Source organism: Caulobacter sp. UNC358MFTsu5.1, from assembly GCF_000712075.1.
In the GTDB taxonomy this organism is placed as follows: Bacteria; Pseudomonadota; Alphaproteobacteria; order Caulobacterales; family Caulobacteraceae; genus Caulobacter.
Genome location: NZ_JONW01000008.1, coordinates 43,952 through 63,609, shown reverse-complemented (window position 1 = coordinate 63,609; position 19,658 = coordinate 43,952). Strand labels below are relative to the sequence as shown.

Here is a 19,658-nt window from a genome sequence, read left to right as displayed (position 1 = left end):
CTCCCGAATTCGTGGACATTGTCTGGACGACAGCCAGCGTACACAGGGAGTCATGAGCTTCACCGCACCGCGTTTGCCCGATCGCCGCGCGTTCCTGGTCGGCCTGCTGCTGGCCGGCCAGGCCGCCGCCGCGCCGCGAATCCAGCCGAGGCTGCCGCCGAAACCCCCGGTCGTGACGGTGCTGGGCGACTCCATCACCTCGGGGTTGGGCGTTCCGGCCCAGGCCGCCATGCCGGCCCAGCTGCAGGCGGCCCTGACCCGGATGGGCGTGGTCGCCCAGGTGCGCGCCGCCGGCGTGCCGGGCGACACCAGCGGCGGCGGCCTGGCGCGGGTCAACCGGAGCGTCCCGCCGGACACCGCCCTGTGCGTCGTGGCCCTGGGCGGCAACGACCTGCTGCAGGGGATCGAGCCCCGGGTGACCAAGGCCAATCTGCGCGCCATCCTGCAGAGCCTGCGGGACCGGCGGATCGGGGTCGTGCTGGTCGGGGTCGGCGCGCCAACGCTGTTCGGGGCGGGCTACGCGCGCGAGTTCAACGCCGTCTATCCAGCCCTCGCGCGGGAGTTCTCGGCGCCGCTCTATCCCAACATCCTGGCCGGGGTGGGCGGCTCGCGGCAGCTGATGCAGGGCGACGGCATCCACCCCAACGCCGCGGGCGCGCGGGTCATCGGCGACCGGCTGGCGCCGCTGGTGGCCCAGGCGCTGCGGTCGATCCAGACCGCCGCTAGGTGAAGAACTCCACTGCCACCAGCACCACGCCGGCGATCCACACCGTCTCGAACACCATCAGGGCCACGGGCCGCCAGCCGGCGGTCATCAGGTCCTTGAACGAGGTCTTCATGCCCAGGCCCGCGATGGCGGTGACCAGGCACCAGCGCGAGACCTCGTTGGCCGCGTCTGTGACCGGCTTGGCCAGCCAGCCCAGGCTGTTGATGACGACCAGGGCCGCGAAGCCGATCAGGAACAGCGGCACGGTCGGCTTGGCGCCGCCGCTCGCGCCGGGACCCATCCGCGCCACGACGAAGGCGATGGTGAAGACCACCGGCAGCAGCATGGTCACCCGCAGCAGCTTCACATAGGTGGCCACGTCGCCGGTGTGCGGCGAGATCATGTAGCCGGCGCCGACCACCTGGGCCACGTCGTGGATCGTGCCGCCCAGGAAGACCCCCGCCCGGGTGTGGTCCAGGTGCAGGGCCGCCGTCAGCAGCGGATAGGTGATCATGGCGATGGTCGACAGGGCCGTGACCGTGACGACCGCCAGGATGGTGTCGCGTTCTGCGTCCTTGCCGCGCGGCAGGACCGAGGCGATGGCCAGGGCCGCCGAGGCCCCGCAGATGCCGACGGCGCCGCCCGACAGCACGCCGAAGCTGGAGCGCAGGCCCATGCGCTTGGCCACGAACGCGCCCAGGGCGATGGTCGAGCCGATGCCGACGATGACCATGATGATCGGGGTCAGGCCCAGGCCCAGGATCTGGCTGGCGGTGATCCGCGCGCCCAGCAGGGCCACGCCGAAGCGCAGGACGGCCTTGGACGAGAACTCGATGCCGGGGATGCAGCGGCCTTCCTGGTGCAGGAAGTGGAAGGTCATGCCGAACAGCAGGGCGAACAGCATGACCGGCGCGCCGTAGTGCTGGGCCAGCCACTGCGAGGCCAGGGCGATGGTCACCGCCACCAGCACGCCGGGATAGAGCTTCAGCAGGGCCGCCTGGCCTGGGAAGCCGGCCTTGGTCTTCGTCGCGACGGCGGGCTCGGGCCGCGACAGCCCCTCCATGCCTTCGAGCGACTGGAAGAGCGCCCGCGCCGCGGCGGTGTCGGTGTCGAGGTCGGAATTCATCGTCTGGCCCTGGAGCGGCGAGTCGCGCCGGTCGGATGATCGAGACCACGATGCGGAAGGCGGGTACAGGCCAAAAATAAACCCCTCGCCGCTGGGGCGAGGGGTTCGGCTTGGCCTTCAAGGGCGAAGACGAGGGTTAAAGCTCCCGCCCGCCGCTGACGATCGGTTCGGGCTGGTGGCCGTGACCGGGGACCGCGTGGCTGGGCGCGCGCTTCTGGTGCTGGAACAGCTTGTCGATGATCTTGCCCGACCAGTTCTTCAGCATGTCCATGAACACGAACACCACGGGGATGTAGAGCAGGGACAGGAAGGTCGAGGTGATCAGGCCGCCGATCACCGCGATGGCCATCGGGGCCCGGAACTCGACGTCGGCGCCGAAGCCGACCGCCACCGGCATCATGCCCGCGCCCATGGCGACGGTGGTCATGATGATCGGCCGGGCCCGCTTGTGGGCGGCGTCCAGCAGGGCCTCGCGGCGGGTCATGCCGCCCTTCATCGCCATGATCGCGTACTCGACCAGCAGGATCGAGTTCTTCGCGGCGATGCCCATCAGCATCAGGATGCCGATCAGGGTCGACATCGAGAAGCTGGAGTGCGCCAGGACCAGCAGGGCGAAGGCGCCGCCGATGGCCAGGGGCAGGGCGGCCATGATGGTCACCGGATGGGCGAAGCTGCGGAACAGCAGCACCAGCACGACGTACATCAGCAGGATGCCGGTGATGAAGGCGGCGGCGAAGCCGGTCAGCATCTCGGCGATGAACTCGGCGTCGCCGGCCGGAGCCTCCTTCACGCCGGGCGGCAGGTTCTTGACCGACGGCAGGGCGTGGACGGCCTTGGCCGCGTCGCCGACGACGATGCCGTCCAGCTCGGCGGTGATCTCGGCCACCCGCGAGCGGTCCTGGCGCGAGATCTGCGACGGACCGGCGCCGAAGCGCACGTCCGCCACCGCGTTCAGCGGCACGGCGCCGCCGTGGCTGGACGGGACCTTGAGGGTCTCGAGCACCGACATGTTCTCGCGCGCGTCGTCGGTCAGGCGCAGACGGATCGGCACCTGGCGGTCGCCCAGATTGTACTTGGGCAGGGACTGGTCGATATCGCCGATCGTGGCCACGCGCACGGCCTGCGAGATCGCGCCGGCCGAGACCCCGGCCCGGGCGGCCTGGTCGGGCTTGGGCGTGACGATGATCTCGGGACGGGCGATGGCCGCGGTGTTGACCACGTTGGCCAGGCCCTTGACGCCGCGCATCTGGGCCTCGACGGCGCGGGCCGCCGCTTCGAGCTGCGGGCCGTTGTCGCCGATCAGGCGCAGGGTGTAGCTGGAGCCGTCGCTGGGACCGCCGCCGTTGTTGCTGCCCGCGCCGATCCGCGCGCCGGGGATGGCCTTGAACTGGTCGACCATCTGGCGGCTGAAGTCGCGCTGGCTGATCCGCTGGCCTTTCGGCACCAGGTCGGCCGTGACGCGGGCCTGGTTGACGCCGTCGCTGCCGACCGAGGCGTAGACCCCGGTCACCTCGGGACGGGCCTCCAGCTCGCGGGTCATCTGCATGACGACCGCGTCGGTCTCGTCCAGGGTCGCGCCCGGGGGCAGCTCGACGCTGAACGGCGCGCGGCCGCGGTCGGCCGCCGGCTGGAACTCGAACGGCAGCTTCCCGGCCAGCAGGAACGAGCCGACCAGGATCGGCAGGGCCAGCAGGGCCACCTTGATCTTGTTGCCCAGGGCCCAGTTCAGGGCCTTGAGGTAGGGCGCCATCCAGAACGGATCGGTGTCGGGCTTGTTGTGGGCCTTCAGCATGTAGGCGCCCATCAGCGGCGTCAGCATGCGGGCGACCAGCAGCGAGAACAGCACCGAGATGCAGGCCGCGAGCGCGAAGGCCTTGAAGAACTGGCCGACGATGCCAGGCATGAAGCCGACCGGCGCGAACACCGCCACGATGGTGAAGGTGGTGGCCACGACGGCCAGGCCGATCTCGTCGGCCGCCTCCATGGCCGCGTCGTAGGGTGATTTGCCCCCGCGCATGTGCCGGACGATGTTCTCGATCTCGACGATGGCGTCGTCGACCAGGATGCCGACGGTCAGCGACAGGGCCAGCAGGGTCACGCCGTTCAGCGATTGGCCCAGCGGCGCCATGACCGCGAAGGTCGGCAGCAGCGACAGCGGTATGGCCACGGCCGCCAGGAACGTCGCCCGCCAGTCGCGCAGGAACAGCAGCACCACCAGCACGGCCAGCAGGGCGCCCAGGCCCAGGGCCTCGAGCGAGGCGTAGTAGCTCTGCTCGATGTACTTCACGTTCGAGGTCAGCTCGACGATCTTGATCTCGGGATGGGCCTTGTCGAGCTTCTCGACTTCCTTGCGGACCTTCTCGGCGACCTTGACCTCGCTGGCGCCGCGCGAGCGGACCATGTTGAAGGTCACGACTTCCTGGTTGTCGAAGCGCGCGCGGTTGCGCGGCTCGGCCCAGCGGTCCTCGACGTCGCCCAAGTCGCCCAGGCGCACGGTCTCGCCGTTGCCCAGCTGGACGCGGGTCTCGCGCAGCTGATCGACCGAGCCGGCCGCGCCCAGGGTGCGGATGGCGCGCTCGGAGCCGGAGACGGTGACGCGGCCGCCGGGCAGGTCGGCGTTGGCCGACTGCAGGGCCTGGCTGACCTGGGCGGCGGTGACGCCGCGCGCGGCCAGGCGGTCGGGGTCGAGGGCCACCTGGATCTCGCGGCTGACGCCGCCCTGGCGGTTGACCTGGCCGACGCCCTTGATGGCCAGCAGGGCGCGGCTGACGTCGTTGTCGACGAACCAGCTGCGTTGTTCCGGCGTCAGGGTCGGGGCCTGGACCACGTAGGTGATCAGGGCGTCGCCCGAGATGTCGATCCGGGTGACGTTGGGGATCTGCATGTCCTGCGGCAGCGAGCTCTGCAGGTTGGCCATGGCGTTGCGGACGTCGTTGGTCACCCGCTCGTGGTCGACGCCCAGCTCGAACTCGATGAAGGTCGAGGAATAGCCGTCGCCGACGGTGGAGCTGATGTGGCGCACCTGGCCAAGGCCCGCGATCGAGTCCTCGATCAGCCGGGTGACCTGGGTCTCCAGCTCGGTCGGGGCCGCGCCGGGGCGCGAGGCGTTGACCACCACGAAGGGCAGGTCGACGTCCGGATTGTCGTTGATCCGCATGCTGGTGAAGCCGCCGATCCCCGCCAGGGTCAGCAGCAGGAACAGCAGCATCACGGGGATCGGGTTCTTGATCGCCCAGCGGGAAATGTTGTTCATCGCCGGCCCCTAGCGCTTGGCCGCGACGGCCACGGCGGGCGGCGCGGCGTGGGCGGACGAGCCGGCGACGCGCACGGCGTCGCCTTCGCCCAGGAAGCCGGCGCCTTCGACCACGACCCGCTCGCCGGGGTTCAGCCCGTTGGCGGCCGTGCGGTCGGTGTTGCGGGCCAGGATCTCGATGCGGCGGAACTGCACGTGGTTGCGGGCGTCGACCACGAACACGCCGGGCTGGTTCTGGCGATACAGGATCGCGGCGGTCGGGATGGTCGGGGCCGGTTGGGCGCCGGCGGCGATCTGGGCGCGGGCGAACATGCCCGAGCGGAAGCCGCTGCCGGGCGCCAGGCTGATCCGGGCCAGGCCGACGCGGGTCTGGGTGTTCACCTCGGAGGTGACGATGCGGATCGTCCCGGTGGTCTGGCCCACCTGGTCGGAGGTGACCGTGGCCGGCATGCCGGCGCGCAGGGCCAGCAGGTCGGCTTCGGGGATCTCGGCGTCCAGCTCCAGGCGGCCGTCGCGGACGATGCGGAACAGCTCGGTCCCGGGCGAGATGATCTGGCCCTTGGTGACGCTGCGGCGGCTGATCAGGCCGGAGACCGGCGCGCGGACCACGGCCTGGCCCAGCCGGGCGACGGTCTCGCCGTAGGCGGCTTGGGCCGCGGCGACCTGGGCGATCGCGGTCTGCTGGCGCATGGTCGCGGTGTCGAGCGCCGAGGCGGCCAGATAGCCCTTGGCCTGCAGTTCGCGCGAGCGGTTCAGGGCGGCCTGGGCCTCGGCCAGGGTGGCCTTGGCGGAGGCCACCGAGGCCTCCTGCTGGCGGGCCTGGGCGCGCAGCATGGTGTCGTTCATCGCCACCAGGACCTGGCCCTGGCGCACGACCTGGCCTTCTTCGGCGTTGACCGACACGGCGGTCAGGCCGCCGGTCTCGGCGCCGACGGGCACTTCTTCCCAAGGCGTGACGGTGCCCGAGGCGTTGATGATGCGCGGCAGGGCCTGGACGTTCACCACGGCGACGCTGACGGTCTGGCTGGCGGCCTGCGAGGGCTTGGGCGTCTTGGCCTTGGCCTTGTCGCCATGGTCGCACGCGGACAGCCCCAGGGCGCCGATGCAGAGCACCACGGGTAACGCAGTCGAACCCACGCCGCGTTGTTTGATCCGTTGATGCACGACCACCTCAGCTCCGATTATTTGAACAGCCAGACGCCTTCTAACCGAGAAACGCTGTTCACCGGATTAAATGATCGTAAGGCGACGCCTGGAGGTCAGGCCAAACCGTCCGGGCGAGGCTTTTCCCGCCGGCCGGCGTTCCAGGCGCCGACCAGAAGGGCGCCCATAACCAGATAGCTGAGCAGGCTGCCGGCCACGTAGTAGGCGCGGGGGATGATCTGCTTGTCGATCGCGGCGGCCAGGTGGACCAGGGCGGCGACGCCCTGGAAGGCCGCGGCGGCCATGGTCCACCAGCGGTCGGAGGTCAGGGCCAGATACAGCAGGACCAGCAGCAGCAGGACGTCGACCATCAACACGCCGCCTTGGGCGCCGAGGGTCTGGCTGTCGTCCTGGACGAGGGGGCTGGCGAACCAGGCGGCGGCCATCGCCGCGGCGGCGACCCGTTCGACCCAGCGACCGCGCCAGACGGCGAGCCCGCAACAGGTCAGCAGCACGGCGAGGCTGAACAGCTGGTCGAGGGTCTGGACGTACATCGGGGCGTTTCTTGGCGGGTTCCGGCGGCGCGTCGGACCGCCAGCTTAACCTGATCCGGGATCGAAGCCGATCCGGCCGGAAACAATCTGCCAGTTCGCGGGCCCGATCACATGTGGGGGTGCATGATCGGGCCCGCGGCGCGAGGCCTGAGGGGGGAGGGTTCAGGCGACTTCGCGCGCGGTCGGCACCGCCCGCAGGCTGCCGATCAGGCTGGGGGGCGGCTTCTTGCCGCCGCCGCCGAAGGAAACGGCCGACAGGCCGATGTCGTGCTGGGCCTTGCTGAGGCCCTGGTGGGTTTCGAGGATGTTCTGACGGGCCACGCCCAGGGCGCGCATGGTCTCGATCGCGCTGATCAGGGCGTCCTGGCCGACCATCACCGACAGGTTCGCGGCTTCCCGCGAGGCCGGCATCAGGGTGGTCAGGGCGGCGGTGCTGGCGATGGCCGCGTCGATCGCCTTCTCGGCGGCGAACAGGGCTTCGGCCACGGCTTCGGCGGCGTGACGACGTTCCTTGAGCATGACGGTTCTCCTCGCGCCGCGGGAGGGCGGCGCGTCATCTGGGGTGGAGGCGTGGAGAGCGCTCGGAAGCGGCGGTCTAGAACAGGCCCCGGAGGGCGTGCAGGCCGGCCAGCAGGGAGCCGAACGCGAAGGCGGTCGCGAGCATCATGGCGGCGATCAGGGCCAGTCGTTGGCCGACGGTCAGGTCATTGGGGCCTCCCCAATTTCCGAATGGCCGAAGCTCTCGTCCATCAGCGCGCCGGCCACGCAGAGGATCTCCCTCAGCACCATTTCCGGCGGCTTGAAATTGGCCTGCTTCCGCGTCGCGCTGACCAGGTCCGAGGCCATCAGGGCGCTCTGGGCGGTCGCCGCCAGGCTGGCGAGCTGACGTTCCAGTTCGGACCAGGTGAAGGCCGGGACCCGCTCGTCCTGCGAGTTCAGGGTCGGCCAGGCCTTGTGGAAGTTCAGGGCGTCGCGGCGCAGGCTCAGCGCCTGGTCGATCGCGTCCTTCTGGGATTCCGTGAGTGGCGGCACGTGCTGTTCCTTCCTCGATGTCGCGGCGGTCGCGGTCGGACCGCGGGACCTCGACGGGGTCGAAAGATCTGGAGGAAGGATGGGCGGGGGGCGGCGACGGAGCTAGCCCCGCCGCGTCGGACCCTGACGCGATCGGAGGGGGGGAGGCCCCCGCGGAGGCCTGGTTCCGCGGCGAGAGCAGGCGGGCCGCCTCGTAGCGGTCGGCGGCGCCCAGGCGGCGCCGCGCCTTGTCCAGGTGCCAGTCGACGGTGTGCTTGGACAGGCCGAGACGACGGGCGATCTCCTTGGAGCTGAGATGCTCGTCCACGAGGCGCAGGCAATCGCGCTCACGCGGCGTCAGTCGGTCCATACCGCTTACTGTCCGGTCCAAGCCGTCGGCCCCCGAGTTCATGGACTGATTGTATTCCGAAACCACTCTACCGCAAGGCGCGGTCAGCCCTTGGGCAGGTCCGCCGCCTCGAGGTTAGACGAAATCTTCCACAGATCGATGGCGCCCTCGGTGGCGTGGCGGTCGATTTGCGCCAGCTCCTCGGCGGTGAAGCCCAGGGTGTTCAGCGCCGCCAGCGAGTCCTCCAGCTGGGCCACGGTGCGCGCGCCGATCAGGGCCGAAGTGACGCGCGGATCGCGCAGCACCCAGGCCAGGGCCATCTGGGCCAGGCTTTGGCCGCGGGCCTTGGCGATCTCGTTCAAGGCCTTGATGCGGGCGATGTTGTCGTCGCTCAGCAGATGGCCGCCCAGCGAGCCGGCCTTGGCCGCGCGGGAGTCCTGCGGCACGCCGCCCAGGTACTTGTTGGTCAGCATGCCTTGGGCCAGCGGCGAGAAGGCGATGCAGCCCACGCCCAGGTCCTCCAGGGTGTCCAGCAGGCTGTCCTCGATCCAGCGGTTCAGCATCGAATAGGACGGCTGGTGGATCAGCAGCGGCACGCCCTCGCTCTTGAGAATGGCGTGGGCCTGGCGGGTCAGCTCGGGCGAGTACGAGGAGATGCCCACGTACAGCGCCTTGCCCTGGCGGTGCAGGTGGGCCAGGGCGCCCATGGTCTCCTCCAGCGGCGTCGTGGGGTCGACCCGGTGCGAATAGAAGATGTCGACATAGTCCAGGCCCATGCGCTTGAGGCTCTGGTCGCAGCTGGCGATCAGGTACTTGCGCGAGCCGCCGATCCCGCCGTACGGCCCCGGCCACATGTCCCAGCCGGCCTTGGTCGAGATCACAAGCTCGTCGCGGTGGGCGGCGAAGTCGGCGGCCATGACCTTGCCGAAGTTCTCCTCGGCCGAGCCGTAGGGCGGGCCGTAGTTGTTGGCCAGGTCGAAGTGGGTGACGCCCAGGTCGAAGGCGCGGCGCAGGATCGCGCGGCCGGTCTCGAACACGTCGGCGCCGCCGAAGTTCTGCCACAGCCCCAGCGAGATCGCCGGCAGGTCCAGGCCGCTGCGGCCGGTGCGGCGATAGGGCATGGCGTCATAGCGGGTGTCGGCGGCGACGTAGGGCTTCTGCACGGCGAGGGTCCTGGGGAGAGGATACGGAAGCGGGATGGATGGCGCGAAACGGGGTCCTTGTCATCCGTCACGATCCGTTGTCGCGCCCCTCGCTTTCCGGGATGACAACGTTAGTGGTTATTTCGGAACCAGCGCGTCGTGGATCGGCGTCACCCAGGCGTCGGCCTTGATGTCGTAGGCGATGAAGTCGCTGTCGAACTGCCAGTAGGACCAGGCCCAGCCGCGCGCCTCGGCCTCGCGGGCGGCGGCGGCGGTGTAGGCGGCGCGCGAGGCCATGTCGCCCCTGTCGTAGGCCCCGAACTCGCCCAGCAGCATCGGCCGGTCGTTGGCCTTGGCCCAGGCCTGGACGCCGTCGAAGTCGGCCTTCATCCGCGCGCGCTCGGCGGGCGCCCCCCAGGTGACGCCGGTCTTGGGCGTGTCGGGATTCCACGCCGCGCCCTGGTGGGTGAACTCCATGGGCAGGTAGTAGTGGACCGTCGCGATCAGGTGGCGGTCGCCCTGCGGCAGCTTCAGCTGATCCAGGTGGCTGATGTTGTTCCAGAAGGCCGGGCCGACGATCACGTTGCGGGTCGGGTTGCTGGCGCGGACCACCGGCAGGAGCTCGGCGATCCAGGCGTTCCACAGTTCGTCGGTCAGGCCCTTGTTCGGCTCGTTCAGCAGCTCGAACACCACGCCGTCGGGCGCGTCCTTGTAGCGTTCGCCGACCTGCTTCCAGAAGGCGACCAGCTTGGGCTTGCAGGTGGCCGGATCGTTGCCGCAGTCGCCGAAATTGTGCTCGTCCAGGATGACGGTCAGCTTCTGGTCCAGGGCGGCCTTGACCACCTGGTCCAGGGTGGCCAGCCAGGCCGGGTCCAGCCGGTTGTCGGCGTCCATGTGCGAGAAGGCGTGCAGGTTCAGCCGCACCGCGTCGAAGCCGCCGTCCTTGATCACCTTGAAGTGGCGCATCTGGAAGCGGGCCTTGGCCGGGTCCTTCCAGATCGGGTCGTAGCCCAGGACGTTGATCCCGCGGGTCATGGCCTTGACCTGGTCCCGGGCCGGGATCTCGCGCGCGGCGGCGGGCGAGGCGGCCAGCGACGACAACAGCGCGCAGGCGGTCAGGGCGGCCGCGAGGGCCTTGAGGGACTTGGGCATGGCGTTTCCTCGAGCCTCTGCGGGCTTTGACGTGACAACGCTGTCAACATCGCCCGGAAAACGCCGGCGCGCAACGCCCGAACGGCCTTCGATGTCAGGCGTCGCGGCGGGCTTCCACCGACTCTGTGTCGGGCGAGGCGGCGCGGATCAGTTCCAGCACGTCGACGATGATCACCTGCATGGCCTTCTGGGCCGCCACGGCGTCGCGGGCCATGATGGCGTCGGCCACGTCCTCGTGCGACGGGATCGAGGCGGTGCGGCCCTTGATGCGGTTGGTGAAGCGGATCGAGATGCGCAGGGCGGTGTTCACCAGCTCGTGCAGGTCGCGATAGAACGGGTTCTTGGTGGCGTTGAGGATGGCCACGTGGAAGGCGATGTCGGCCGACAGCGGGTCGTCCTCGCCGCCGGCGGCGGCCTTCATGCGGTTCAGCGCCTTGCGGATGCCTTCCAGCCCGGTCTCGTCGGCGTTGCGGGCGGCCAGGGCGGCGGCGGCGGGCTCGATGCCCAGACGCATCTCGGTGAACTCGGCCAGCAGGCGCAGGCTGAACTTGCGCTCCAGCATCCAGCGCAGGACGTCGGGGTCCAGCAGGTTCCACTCGGTCTCGGGCTCGACCACGGTGCCGTGGCGGGGGCGGGCGCTGAGCAGGCCCTTGGCCGTCAGCATCTTGACCGCCTCGCGGGTCACGGTGCGGCTGGCGCCGAACTGCTTGGACAGTTCGCCTTCGGTGGGGAAGCCGATCGTGGCGTATTCGCCGGTGACGATGGCCTGGCCCAAGGACTCGACGAGTCCATAGGTCAGACTGAGGCCCGGCTGCGTACGGATCACCAAGTTGTCGCCCCCAAAACGCTTCTTGAAATCGGTCGTCGTCTGAATAGGTCTGACCTTGTGTAGCGTGCTTCGTTCACGCCCGGAACAATCATGTCAAAGACGAAAGCCCCGCCACGCTCGCGTGACGGGGCTTTGCGCTTCAGACATGCGTGGACACCGGTGGACACGCCGTCGGCGACGTCACCACCAGGTGGCGTAAAGCGCGATCAGGATCACGATCACGCCCAGTCCGGCGATGTTGAAGCCGGTGGTGGTCTTGTAGCTGACCCCCTCCAGCGACACGACGTTGACCTCCTTCTTCTGGGGCGCGACCAGCGAGACGAGGACGGCGGCGGCCAGGGCCAGGAGGAAGACCAGACCGACGCGGTTCATGAAGGGCATGTCGGGCATGCCGAACTTCAGGGCCAGCGACAGGATCACCGAGCCGGCCGTGGCCACCAGGGCGCTGGCGGTGGTGGCGCGCTTCCAGAACAGGCCCAGCATGAAGATCACCACGATGCCCGGGGTGAAGAAGCCCGTGTACTCTTGGATCCGCTGGAACACCTGGTCGGCGCCGCCCAGCAGGGGTCCCGCCGACACGATGCCGACGAGCACGGCGACCACGGCGGTGATGCGGCCCACCAGCACCAGGTGCTGTTCCGACGCGTCCTTCTTGGCCTTGGCGTAGATGTCCAGGGTGAAGATGGTGGCGATCGAGTTGATCTTGGCGGCCAGCGACGCGACGATCGCCGCGACCAGGGCCGAGAACACCAGGCCCAGCAGGCCCGGCGGCAGCAGCTTCATCATCTCCGGATAGGCTTGGTCGGGCTTGGCGAGACCCGGCGCCAGGACCAGGGCGGCCAGGCCCGGAACGACCACGATCACCGGCATCAGCAGCTTCAGATAGGCGGCGAAGGCGATGCCCTTCTGGGCCTCCGCGATGTCCTTGGCGCCGAGCGCGCGCTGGATGATGTACTGGTTGAAGCCCCAATAGCTGACGTTCATCACCCACAGGCCGCCGATCAGCACCGACAGGCCGGGCAGTTCCTTGTAGTGCGGGCTCGACTTGTCGAGGATCATCTTGAAGTGGTCGGGGAACTGGGTGGTCAGATGGGTGAAGCCGGCCACCGCGCCGCCTTCGCCGCCGATCTTGGTCAGCGACAGGTAGACGATGATCAGGCCGCCCATGACCAGCAGGGCCACCTGGACGATGTCGGTCAGGGCCACGGCCTTCAGGCCGCCCCACAGCTGATAGGCCAGGGCGAAGACGCCGATGATGATCAGGGCCTGCATCTGGTCGATGCCGGTCACCGTGTGCACGGCGATCGACCCCAGCCACAGGATCGAGGTCAGGTTCACGAAGATGTAGAGGCCCAGCCAGAACCAGGCCATCAGGTTGCGCACGCTGGGTCCGTACCGCTGCTCCAGGAACTGCGGCATGGTGCTGATGTTGTTCTTCAGGAAGATCGGCAGGAAGAACTTCCCGACGATCAGCAGGGTCAGGGCCGCCATCCATTCGTAGGAGGCGATGGCCAGGCCCAGGGCGTAGCCCGAGCCGCTCATGCCGATGATCTGCTCGGCCGAGATGTTGGCGGCGATCAGCGAGGCGCCGATCGCCCACCAGGGCAGGGCCTTGCCGGCCAGGAAGTAGTCGGTGGAGTCCTTCTTGTGGCCGCCCTTGTCGCGGGAGACCCACTGGGCCAGGCCGAAGATGGCGACGGCGTAGATCGCCAGGATGACGAAATCGATGGTTCTCACTGGGGTCCCCCCTTTGGGCCGTGTTCTTGTTCCGACGCGGACGCTCGTTACTGGGTGGTCTGTTCGGTCCAGGCGGCCACCAGGGCCTTGGCGCGGGCCCCGACCTCTTCGGCCGTGTAGCCCGGACGATAGAGCTCGCCGCCCACGCCGATGCCGGCGACGCCGGCCTTGATCCAGGGCTCCAGATTGGCCGCGCCGACGCCGCCCACGGCGTAGACGCTGACGTCCTTGGGCAGCACGTCGCGCACGGCCTTGATGTGGCCCGGGCCGAAGGTGCCGGCTGGGAACAGCTTCAGCGAGCGGGCGCCGGCCTTGACGGCGGCGAAGGCCTCGCTGGGCGTGGCGAAGCCGGGCATGACGGTCAGGCCCAGCCCCACGGCGTGGCGGATGACCTCGACGTCGATGTTGGGCGTGACGATCAGCTTGCCGCCGACGCCGGCCACCTGGTCGACGACCTCGGGCGACAGCACCGTGCCGGCCCCGCACAGGGCCTTGTCGCCGAACGCGGCGCACAGCTTGCCGATGCTAACCAGCGGCTCGGGCGAGTTCATCGGCACCTCGATGGCCTCGATCCCGGCCTCGACCAGGGCGGCGGCGATGTCGAGGACCTCGTCGGGCTTCACGCCGCGCAGGATGGCGACGATGGGGGGCGTGCTAGGCAACGACGTGTACTCCACGGGTGGGCGACAGGACCGAAAGACCGGCCAGGACGGCGGAGTCGCCGTCGACCGCCACGCTGGTCCCGCCGAAGGCGGCGATGGCCTGGGCGTAAAGGCTGCTCAGGGCGGGCGCGCCGATCAGCGAGACCTGGCCTAGGGCGCCGAACCAGTCGACCGTGGCCGCCACGTCGGCGGCCAGCAGCAGGCCCGACAGGAAGCCCATGGCGTCGGCCTTGGGCAGGCCGTCGATCAGCTGGCGGCTGCGGGTCTCGAAGATCAGGTGCGGCAGGCGCGCGGCGCCCTGCTCGCGGATGCGGGTCACGCCCAGGGCGAAGCCCTCGGCGGATTCCGGCTCATCACCCGGCGCGGCCTTGGCCAGGATCGAGTGCTCGCGCAGCAGGGCGTAGAGCTCGCCGACGGGCGCGGTGACGAAACCGGCGATGCGGCCGTCCTCGACCGCGACCCACTTGGTGTGGGTGCCGGGCAGGGCCAACAGATGGGGGCCATGCTTGAGGGCGGGGTCCAGTTCGAGGGCGCCCAGGATCTGGGTCTCCTCGCCGCGCATCACGTCCGGACCGCCCAGGGCGTTGCGGCACGACAGGCCCGGCACGATGGCCACGGGCAAGCCGTCGGCGTCGAGGTGCAGCAGCCGCTCGCGGACGTCGGCGGCGCCGGCCGGGCAGGGGGCGTAGGCCGCCTCCTGCCAGCCGTTGCGCGAGCCGACCATGCCGCACAGCAGGGCCAGGGAGGGACCGGCCTCGCGCCAGTCGCCGACCAGGTCCAGGAACGCCTCGCGCGGCGAGGCGCCGTTCAGCGCCCCGATGCCCGGTCCGTCGCGGCGGTCCAGCACGCTCTTGCCCTGGCGCAGATAGAGCCGCAGACGCGAGGTGCCCCAGTCGCCGAAGATCGTGACCGAGCTGTCCATCGGATTCATCAGTGCGATTCTCGCGTGACGACCGAGCCGCTCGACCCGACCAGGAAGTCCAGGTCCGCGCCCTTGTCGGCGCCCAGCACGTGGTCGATGTAGAGCTTGGCGTAGCCGCGCGTCGCCTTGGGCGCGGGCGGATTGGCCTTCCACTCGGCCAGACGCGCCGCCAGCTCCTCGTCCGGGATCAGCAGGTTCAGCGCGCGGGCGGGGCCGTTCAGCTCGATCTCGTCGCCGCTGCGGACCACGGCCAGCGGGCCGCCGGCGTCGGACTCGGGCGAGACGTGCAGGATCACCGTGCCGAAGGCCGTGCCGCTCATCCGCGCGTCGCTGATACGGACCATGTCCTTGACGCCCTTCTCCAGCAGCTTGGTCGGCAGGGGCATGTTGCCCACTTCCGGCATGCCCGGATAGCCCTTGGGACCACAGCCCTTGAGCACCAGGATCGAGGTCTCGTCGACCTCCAGCTCGGGGGAGTCGATGCGGGCCTTGAAGTCCTCAATGGTCTCGAACACCACGGCCTTGCCCTTGTGGCTCAAGAGCTCGGGGCTGGCGGCGCTGGGCTTGATCACCGCCCCGCCGGGCGCGAGGTTGCCGCGCAGCACCCAGATGCCGCTGTCGGGCTTCACCGGGGCTTCCAGGCCGCGGATGACCTCGGCGTTGAACACCTCGGCCTTCTCGTACTGCTCGCCGATCCGCGTACCGGAGACCGTCAGGGCCTCGGGGTTCAGGAACGGCGCCATCTGCTTCATCACCGCCGGCAGGCCGCCGGCGTAGTGCAGGTCTTCCATCAGGAAGCGGCCCGACGGCTGCAGGTCGACCAGCAGGGGCACGTCGCGCGACAGGTTGTCGAAGTCCTCCAGCGCCAGCTCGACGCCCAGGCGGCCGGCCAGGGCCAGCAGGTGGACCACGGCGTTGGTCGAGCCGCCGATCGCGGCGTGCACGCGCAGGGCGTTCTCGAAGGCGGCGCGGGTGACCACCTGCGACATGGTCAGGCCGTCGTGCACCATGCGCACGATGGTCCGGCCGGTGTGGTGGGCCATCGCCGCGCGGCGGGCGTCCACGGCCGGGATCGAGGCGTTGTAGGGCAGGCTCATGCCCATGGCCTCGACGATGGCGGCCATGGTCGAGGCGGTGCCCATGGTCATGCAGGTGCCGGGCGAGCGGCTCATGCCGCTCTCGGCCGACATGAACTCCGGCAGGGTCATCTCGCCGGCCCGCACGGCCTCGGAGAACTTCCAGACGTCGGTGCCCGAGCCGATGTCCTTGCCGCGGAACTTGCCGTTCAGCATCGGGCCGGTCGAGACGACGATGGTGGGCAGGTCGACGCTGGCCGCGCCCATCATCTGGCCCGGGGTGGTCTTGTCGCAGCCGCCCAGCAGCACGACGCCGTCGATCGGGTTGCCGCGGATCGACTCCTCGACGTCCATGGCCAGCAGGTTGCGGAACAGCATGGCGGTGGGGCGCATCTGGGTCTCGCCCAGCGACATGGCGGGGAATTCCAGCGGCAGGCCGCCGGCTTCCCAGACACCGCGCTTCACGTGCTCGGCGATGTCGCGCAGACCCGCGTTGCAGGGGGTGATTTCCGACCACGTGTTGCAGATGCCGATCACCGGCCGCCCGTCGAACACGTCGTCCGGCAGGCCCTGGCTCTTCATCCAGCTGCGATGGATAAAGCCGTCACGATCCAGCTTCCCGTAGCTGTGACCGCTGCGGAACCTGCCGCCCCCGTTTCCCTGACCCATGTTCTTCCCTGACGCCACGGACAGCGCTACTCGCGTCCGATGGAGCTTCATTTATAGTATAATAATGATGGTTGCAAACGTCGTGGATTCACAGGGGTTTGAGGCCAGCGTGGCGCAAAAGTCGCGCCCTTCGGCTCAAATTGATAGCGCTATCAATTTGGTATTGTAAGTCTCAATTATATGACTAAAGCTCCCCTCAGATCGTGTGACCGCTACCCGTGCGGCGCACGTCACCGGCGCCCTTAGAGCGCTGGGACGGATCTCATCTGGGGGAAGGAAACCGGAATGCCGCCTCGTAATTCTCGTCGCAACGTCATGTTCATGGGCGCCTCGGCGCTTGTCCTTTGCGGCGCCCTGCCCGCGGTCGCCTTCGCCCAGGCGGCTCCCGCCCCGGCCGCCGACACGGTCGAGGAAGTCGTCGTCACCGGCCAGCGCGCCGCCCTGCAATCGGCCCAGAAGCTGAAGCAGAACGCCGAGCAGCTGGTGGACTCGATCACCGCCACCGACATCGGCGCCCTTCCTGACCGTTCGGTCACCGAAGCCCTGCAGCGCGTTTCGGGCGTCACCATCGGCCGCACCGCCGACGGTCGCGACGCCGACCGCATCTCGGTCGAAGGCAGCGGCGTGCAGGTTCGCGGCCTGAGCTGGGTTCGCGGCGAACTGAACGGCCGCGACAGCTTCTCGGCCAAGGCCGGTCGCACCCTGAGCTTCGAGGACGTGCCGCCCGAACTGATGTCCGGCGTCGACGTCTACAAGAACCCCTCGGCCGACATCATCGAAGGCGGCGTCGGCGGCACCGTCAATCTGCGCACCCGCCTGCCGTTCGACAGCGGCAAGCGCATCCTGGCCTATTCGCTCGACAGCAGCTGGGGCGACCTGTCCAAGAACTGGCAGCCCAGCGGCTCGGTGCTCTACAGCAACCGTTGGGACACCAACGTCGGCGAGGTCGGCTTCCTGATCGACCTGTCGGACTCCAAGCTGTCCAGCCGCACCGACACCATCTCGGTCGACCCGTTCTTCGCCCGGACCGACCTGCAGCCCGGCAAGACGGTCTACGTCCCCGGCGGCTTCGGCTACCGCACCCTGGACTACGAGCGCGAGCGCAAGGGCATCGCGGCCGCCCTGCAATGGCGCCCGAACGACCAGTGGGACGCCAGCCTGCAGTTCCTGCGCTCGTCGGCCTCGCAGGCCTCGACCGAGCACGCGGTCGGCTTCAACGTCGGCTCGACCAACTGGCCCGCCGCCGGCACGGACTTCACCTACGATTCGAACGGCCATTTCATCAAGGGCACACTGGCCCAGAGCCAGACGGACAACACCAGCCTCGGCTCATCGACGATCGACACCCGCTACGCCGACCGCAGCTCGGTGACCTCCGACTACGCCCTGAACGTGAAGTACACGCCGAACGACAAGTGGACGTTCTCGGGCGACATCCAGTACGTCTACGCCAAGACCAAGACCGTCGATAACACCGCGTTCAACTCGCTGAACGGCAACGCCGCCCCGGCCAGCCTGGACCTCACCGGCAGCCTGCCGGTGATCACCATGAACAACGACGCGGCCTTCACGTCCAACCCGGCCAGCTACTACCTGGTCGCGGCGATGGACCACCACGACCGCAACGAAGCGGCCGAATGGGCCGAGCGCTTCGACGGCGACTACCGCTTCGACGACGGCGGCTGGCTGAAGTCGTTCCGCTTCGGCGTACGTCACACCTTCCGTCAGGCCACCACCCGCGAAACCTCGTATCGCTGGGACACGGTGGCCCCCAGCTGGTCGGCTCCGTCGATCAACCAGCTGGACGGCTATCAGGGCTATTACGGCCTGTATCCGTTCGACAACTACTTCCGCGGCAAGGCCCACCTGCCGGCGACCTTCGTCATGCCGAGCGCGGCCTTCGTGAACAACTACGGCGACACGTCGAAGCTGCTGTACCGGATCGCCCAGGCGAACGGCGGAAGCTGGTGCCCCTTCAACGGCGACTTCGAGGACCAGAGCTCGTGCGGCGGCAAGGGCAGCACCAACCACCAGAAGGAAGAGACCCTGGCGGCCTTCGGCCTGCTGCGGTTCGGCCATGACGTCTCGCTGTGGGGCGACGATCGCGAGATCGACGGCAACTTCGGCGTCCGCGTCGTCAAGACCGAAAGCGCCAGCCAGGGCCTGCAGGTCTTCACGCCGAACAGCAGCACCAGCGTTCCGGCCGCCGACCAGGCGTTCTCGAACGGCGGCAAGAGCCCGTACAAGGGCGGTCGGGACTATGTGAACGTCCTGCCCAGCCTGAACGTGCGCCTGAAGATCACGCCGGACATGTTCGTGCGCTTCGCGGCGGCCAAGGCCATCGTCCGTCCGGACTTCCAGCAGCTGCAACCGAACTACACGATCGCGCCCACCAACGGGTTCATCACCGGCGGAACTTGCTCGAGCTTCATCCCGGGCGGTTCGCAGGCCAACTGCGTCTACCAGTACACCGCCAACGCCGGTAACCCGGACCTGAAGCCCACGCGCTCGACCCAGTTCGATCTGTCGTACGAGTGGTATTTCAACTCGACCGGCAGCCTGACGGCGACGCTGTTCTACAAGGACATCTACAACTTCATCACCAACGGCTCGACCGTCATCAACTTCACCAACAACGGGGTGACCCGTCCGGTGCAGGTGATCCAGCCGTACAACGCCGGCCACGGCACCATCAAAGGCTTCGAAGTCGCCTACCAGCAGTACTTCGACTTCCTGCCGGGCGCCCTGCGCGGCCTGGGCGTGCAGGCCAACTACACCCACGTCGACAGCAAGGGCACGCGCAACGCGGCGTCCAACCCGTACGACACCAACCAGACCGGCAACATCTCGTCGCACGACGACGAGATGCCGCTCGAGGGCCTGTCGCCCAACAGCTACAACGTCGCCGGCCTGTACGACCTGGGCAAGGTTTCGGCCCGCTTGGCCTACAACTGGCGTGAGCGCTACCTGCTGACGACCACGGCCGCGAACATCAACATCCCGGCCTGGTACGACGACTACGGCCAGCTGGACGGCTCGGTCTTCTACACCGTCAACGACGCGCTGAAGATCGGCTTCCAAGCGGCCAACCTGACGAACTCCGAGACCCGGATCCTGGTCAGCTATCCCGGCCGTCCCGAGGAAGGCCTGACCAAGCACAACTGGGTCGTCGCCGATCGTCGCTACTCGATCGTCCTGCGCGGCACCTTCTAAGGTCCTGATCGCGAGACCCTGAGCGGCCCCCGTTCCGGCCCGGTCATCCGGGAAGGGGCGGGGGCCTTTTTATACGTCGCGCCGGCCGCGGAACCCGCTAGCCTGCGCGAGCAC

15 protein-coding genes and 1 pseudogene are annotated in these 19,658 nt (G+C 68.9%); 2 read left to right on the top strand and 14 right to left on the bottom strand.

From position 1 onward, the window contains the following. Positions 1 to 52 precede the first annotated feature (52 nt). Positions 53 to 730, top strand: a complete 678-nt coding sequence (locus BR39_RS0115275; protein ID WP_029913628.1) for an arylesterase — start codon at positions 53 to 55, stop codon at positions 728 to 730. On the opposite strand, the gene BR39_RS0115270 is transcribed toward BR39_RS0115275, so the two are convergent. The 14 genes and pseudogenes from BR39_RS0115270 to BR39_RS0115210 form a co-directional block, all read right to left on the bottom strand. Continuing rightward, complete coding sequence (locus tag BR39_RS0115270) at positions 723 to 1,832, bottom strand: YeiH family protein (RefSeq protein WP_029913624.1); 1,110 nt, start codon at positions 1,830 to 1,832, stop codon at positions 723 to 725. The genes BR39_RS0115275 and BR39_RS0115270 overlap by 8 nt on opposite strands. A gap of 136 nt (positions 1,833 to 1,968) precedes the next feature. Then, positions 1,969 to 5,085, bottom strand: a complete 3,117-nt coding sequence (locus BR39_RS0115265) for an efflux RND transporter permease subunit (protein WP_029913622.1) — start codon at positions 5,083 to 5,085, stop codon at positions 1,969 to 1,971. Between the two features lie 9 nt (positions 5,086 to 5,094). Next, entirely contained in the window at positions 5,095 to 6,222 is a 1,128-nt protein-coding gene (locus BR39_RS0115260; RefSeq protein ID WP_231499479.1) for an efflux RND transporter periplasmic adaptor subunit, read from the bottom strand. A gap of 122 nt (positions 6,223 to 6,344) precedes the next feature. Further along, positions 6,345 to 6,782 carry a hypothetical protein gene (locus BR39_RS0115255; RefSeq protein WP_029913616.1) on the bottom strand — a complete coding sequence of 146 codons (438 nt, stop codon included), beginning with the start codon at positions 6,780 to 6,782 and terminating at the stop codon, positions 6,345 to 6,347. Between the two features lie 162 nt (positions 6,783 to 6,944). Continuing rightward, positions 6,945 to 7,301, bottom strand: coding sequence for a hypothetical protein (locus BR39_RS0115250; protein ID WP_029913614.1), 357 nt, complete (start codon positions 7,299 to 7,301; stop codon positions 6,945 to 6,947). 180 nt (positions 7,302 to 7,481) lie between these two features. Beyond that, a complete protein-coding gene (locus tag BR39_RS27065; RefSeq protein WP_029913611.1) occupies positions 7,482 to 7,814 on the bottom strand; it encodes a hypothetical protein in 333 nt (110 codons plus the stop codon). A 190-nt stretch (positions 7,815 to 8,004) separates the two neighbouring features. After that, a pseudogene (locus BR39_RS27060) lies at positions 8,005 to 8,163 on the bottom strand (helix-turn-helix transcriptional regulator); the annotation flags it as partial. An 83-nt stretch (positions 8,164 to 8,246) separates the two neighbouring features. Next, complete coding sequence (gene mgrA, locus BR39_RS0115240; RefSeq protein WP_029913608.1) at positions 8,247 to 9,305, bottom strand: L-glyceraldehyde 3-phosphate reductase; 1,059 nt, start codon at positions 9,303 to 9,305, stop codon at positions 8,247 to 8,249. Between the two features lie 117 nt (positions 9,306 to 9,422). Then, a complete protein-coding gene (locus BR39_RS0115235) occupies positions 9,423 to 10,436 on the bottom strand; it encodes a glycoside hydrolase family 5 protein (RefSeq protein ID WP_029913606.1) in 1,014 nt (337 codons plus the stop codon). A gap of 94 nt (positions 10,437 to 10,530) precedes the next feature. Next, entirely contained in the window at positions 10,531 to 11,259 is a 729-nt protein-coding gene (locus BR39_RS0115230) for a FadR/GntR family transcriptional regulator (protein WP_029913603.1), read from the bottom strand. Positions 11,260 to 11,445: 186 nt separating this feature from the next. Next, positions 11,446 to 13,002, bottom strand: a complete 1,557-nt coding sequence (locus BR39_RS0115225) for a sodium/sugar symporter (protein WP_029913600.1) — start codon at positions 13,000 to 13,002, stop codon at positions 11,446 to 11,448. 47 nt (positions 13,003 to 13,049) lie between these two features. After that, positions 13,050 to 13,664, bottom strand: a complete 615-nt coding sequence (locus tag BR39_RS0115220) for a 2-dehydro-3-deoxy-6-phosphogalactonate aldolase (RefSeq protein ID WP_029913597.1) — start codon at positions 13,662 to 13,664, stop codon at positions 13,050 to 13,052. Next, complete coding sequence (locus BR39_RS0115215) at positions 13,657 to 14,586, bottom strand: 2-dehydro-3-deoxygalactonokinase (RefSeq protein WP_029913595.1); 930 nt, start codon at positions 14,584 to 14,586, stop codon at positions 13,657 to 13,659. The genes BR39_RS0115220 and BR39_RS0115215 overlap by 8 nt, the downstream gene beginning before the upstream one ends. Before the next feature lie 8 nt (positions 14,587 to 14,594). Further along, entirely contained in the window at positions 14,595 to 16,331 is a 1,737-nt protein-coding gene (locus BR39_RS0115210) for an IlvD/Edd family dehydratase (RefSeq protein WP_029913592.1), read from the bottom strand. 285 nt (positions 16,332 to 16,616) lie between these two features. On the opposite strand from BR39_RS0115210, the gene BR39_RS0115205 reads away from it, so the two are divergent. Further along, positions 16,617 to 19,544, top strand: a complete 2,928-nt coding sequence (locus BR39_RS0115205; RefSeq protein ID WP_029913589.1) for a TonB-dependent receptor — start codon at positions 16,617 to 16,619, stop codon at positions 19,542 to 19,544. Positions 19,545 to 19,658: the final 114 nt, after the last annotated feature.